The organism is Clostridium sp. (assembly GCF_051654825.1).
In the GTDB taxonomy this organism is placed as follows: domain Bacteria; phylum Bacillota; class Clostridia; order Clostridiales; family Clostridiaceae; genus Clostridium.
Map to the genome: position 1 here is coordinate 1 of NZ_JBOFYU010000106.1, position 3,371 is coordinate 3,371.

General features: G+C 30.2%; 5 protein-coding genes. All 5 read right to left on the reverse strand.

Annotated elements, in window-relative coordinates; genetic code table 11:
* Window positions 1-502, reverse strand: a 502-nt coding sequence (locus ACRDBA_RS06460; RefSeq protein WP_438572112.1) for a DUF4355 domain-containing protein, incomplete at its 3' end; no start/stop codon positions are given.
* Window positions 503-606: 104 nt separating this feature from the next.
* Entirely contained in the window at window positions 607-1,050 is a 444-nt protein-coding gene (locus ACRDBA_RS06465) for a hypothetical protein (protein WP_438572113.1), read from the reverse strand.
* A gap of 517 nt (window positions 1,051-1,567) precedes the next feature.
* The gene (locus tag ACRDBA_RS06470) at window positions 1,568-1,741 is read right to left on the reverse strand and encodes a hypothetical protein (RefSeq protein WP_438572114.1); all 174 of its coding nucleotides are present in this window, start codon (window positions 1,739-1,741) and stop codon (window positions 1,568-1,570) included.
* Entirely contained in the window at window positions 1,719-2,594 is an 876-nt protein-coding gene (locus tag ACRDBA_RS06475; protein ID WP_438572115.1) for a minor capsid protein, read from the reverse strand. Before ACRDBA_RS06475 ends, ACRDBA_RS06470 begins: the two co-directional genes overlap by 23 nt.
* Window positions 2,587-3,371, reverse strand: a 785-nt coding sequence (locus ACRDBA_RS06480) for a phage portal protein (RefSeq protein WP_438572116.1), incomplete at its 5' end; no start/stop codon positions are given. The genes ACRDBA_RS06475 and ACRDBA_RS06480, both read right to left, overlap by 8 nt.

Consider the following 3,371-nt stretch of genomic DNA (forward strand, 5'->3'; position numbering starts at 1 on the left):
TAGACGTAGCAGGTGCTTTACCTCTTAATCTCTCATTGACTAGCCTATCTACTTCTTTCTGTATATCCGCATTGTACTTTTCTGCAAATGTAGATAATCTTTCCATTGTAGCTTCTGCATCTCCCTCTACCATTACATATTCTGAGTATTCGCAAGGTAAATTCCTAGAAGCTAATTCCTTTACAACTTGATTAGATAACTTTTCTCTAGCCATTTCAGACTTCATCTTGTTATATTCTTCAAGTTGCTTCTTCATTTCTGCTTGTTGTCTTTCCGTTTCACTCATACGCTTTAGTTTTTCAGCTTCTTCGACCTCTTTGGCCTTATCGTTTGCCCTTTGTTCCGCCTTACGTTCCCATTGTGCAAATTTTTTAGCTAATATCTTATCTAAATCTTCTTGAGTAAAAGTTTTTTCCTCTTGTACTACATTATCATTTGTAGGAGTAGCTCCACCTTCTACTACTACATCTTCATTCACGTTAACGTTTGTTGTTGTATCCATTTTTCAAATCTCCTACCGTTTTAGTTCCGTCGAACTTGAAATATAGTTTATAAACCATGTTTCTTTAAGGGGTAACAAGTAAAACCCCATAAAAAAAGAGAAGCTTATTGCTCCTCTACAAAATACATAACTCTATTTAAATCCATTTTAATACACTTCACGCTTTTACCATTAATTCTAGTGCTTATATAATATTCTTTATGTTCACCGTTTACAATTCCTATGCTTTTAAGATTAGATATTACAGATTTAGCTTTCAAGTTTCCAAAATTACTTGAAACAAAATCATTCATTTTAACATAAATACTATTTGTATCTACATCAACCTTAACATTCACATCTTCATACATTCTATCATGCAAAACATTTAAAAACTTACTTGCAACATTCTTACTGTCGGTAACTCTATCATTAATTGATACTAATTTAAGGCAATGACTATTAGCACCATTTAACAATTCCCTAAGCACTCTCTTTTTTTTAATTATTTCAAGTTCCATTGACTCTATACTGTCCTCTAAATATTCGATTTTCTCTAATAAATTCATATATACACCTCGCTTCAAATTCATGTATATATTGTAAATCTACTTTATGCGAAAATCAATAATATTTATACACAATCCTATACAAATATTTTATTCTAATACCATGTGTATATAATGTATTGCCTAAAGGCAATGAATGTTACTAATTTCAAAATTTAATTATATACAAAACTATGTAGCATTTCCAATATGTTCACCCATGCATTTTGAAGTTGTCATATAATGTATATAATGTATATAGCTTTTTCGATAAACTATACTATTTATATATATTTAATAGTATAAAATCCACCTCACGTAAAAAGGCTATAGTCAGAGAATTATATTATATACATTATATACAATTATAATATTATATATATATTATATATCTGAAAGCATTGAAATCACTTAATTACAGGATGTATATAATTTGACTTTTTTCATTTAAAAAAAATAGCTAAAAAACACCCCTCAAACCATTGCAATTACTAGTCGTATATAATGTATATAACTTTTGTATATGATTTTTTAGGGACTACTTAACTTTGAACTTTTTCGCCCACATTTCGTAAGTCATATTTGAATCAACTTCTATAGGCTTACCATTCATATCTCTAGCAAATCGAGTTGTTATTTCATCATCATCAAAGTAAGGCAAGGTTGAACTTCTACAATTTGGATGTAGGTCACAGAGGTGGGTAATTAACACCCACCAAAGCCTCCTGCGTTTTAAATATTTTCAAATCTAAACTTTGACACGCTTTACTAGTACGAGAATCAAGCGTTGCTAAATACTGATATTGTTCTATTCCAGTTTCTTTATATGCTAATTTAGAAGCTTGTTCCATAAAATAAGCGTGTTCCGTATGTACTATTCTTTTACAGTAATACAAATTAGTATCCATTGACTTATTTAAGTCTTTAGCCATATCCTTAATACTTTTACCCTGTATAATTCCTTTAGTAAGAGTAACTTTCAATTCTTGATTTAACTTAGCACGGTTATCCCATAACGCTTGACTAAAATTCTTACCACTCCAAGGGTACCTAAGAATATCTTCAATCATCTTGTTATCTAAATGACTAAAAGAAGCACCAACCCCTATTGATTTATGAATATCATACATTGATTGGTAGAAGTTGTCTTTCACAGTGCCACTGTAACACATTTGAAGCCTCTTCTCAGACGTTGTATATACTCCATTGATGTATTTACTACATTGGTATAATAAATCTTCGAGACGCGAAATAGAAGCCTTTTTAGATAATGTATTCAATTCGAGTAAAATATCCTCATTGTCAATTAATGCTATATAATCCTTTAAATCCATTCTAAATTGTTTATACTCGCTACCTCTAAGTAGCTTACAAGCTTCTTTGTACTCTAAATTGTTATCTGTAGCGTATTTATTGTAGAAGCTAAGTATTTCTTTATGTATATCATCCATAGCAGATTTATAAATCTTAACTATTTCTTTTTCAATCTTATTTACTTCTTTTAATCCTTTTTTTAGCTTATATTCCTCTCTTTTTTTCCAGTAATCTATATTGTTTTTACTCAACTATCTCACCTTCTAAAGACGAATAATTATCTTGATAAGCTTGATTTTGTTCGTTTATTTTACGTTCCATCTCCGCTTGCACATCATCAACATAAGGCGACATAGCTAATATAGTTTCATCAGACAATATGCCCGTTAACTTTTGCATAGTATCGGCTAATTCAACGTCATTAAACGGCTTATTCCTTGTAAATATAGGTTGAATATCAGTATAAGCCATATCTTGATTAGTCTTAATCTTTAATATGTTACACATTAACTCTATTCTTCTCATTAAACCTTTTCTAAACTTAGCTTCTTTAATTCCAGTAACATTTTCAAGTCCCATAAGCTTATATTTAAGGCTTACACCGCTACTATTGCTACTAAATTCCTTGTCAGATAAGTTAGGTATCTTAGAATGCTTGTGAATGTCATTATCTAGCCTATTCTTATAGTTTTCTAAGGCACTATCTTGTATATTCTTGATTAAATATTCTGCTTTACCGTCTCCGCTTTGGAAGTTTATAACATTCTGATTCTCTATATTGTTAGCGTCTTGTTCATCTATCAAATATCCACTTACAACTAAGTAAGCATGAGTAAACATTTCAAAATCATTAGCACTATCAGATTGAGTTTTGTCGTAAGCATCTATTAAATCTTTTACCTTTTCAAAGTCACCGTAACGATTGTTGTTATTTTCATAAATAGCTACTGGCACATCTAAAAAGAAGTGTGCAATCTGTTCGTCAAGTATTAAATCATCATCTTTTTTAGTGTAGAAGCTTATATTTT

Excerpts from the sequence above, each read along its gene's own strand:
- ACRDBA_RS06465 (WP_438572113.1), bottom strand. The coding sequence starts at position 1,050 with ATGAATTTATTAGAGAAAATCGAATATTTAGAGGACAGTATAGAGTCA.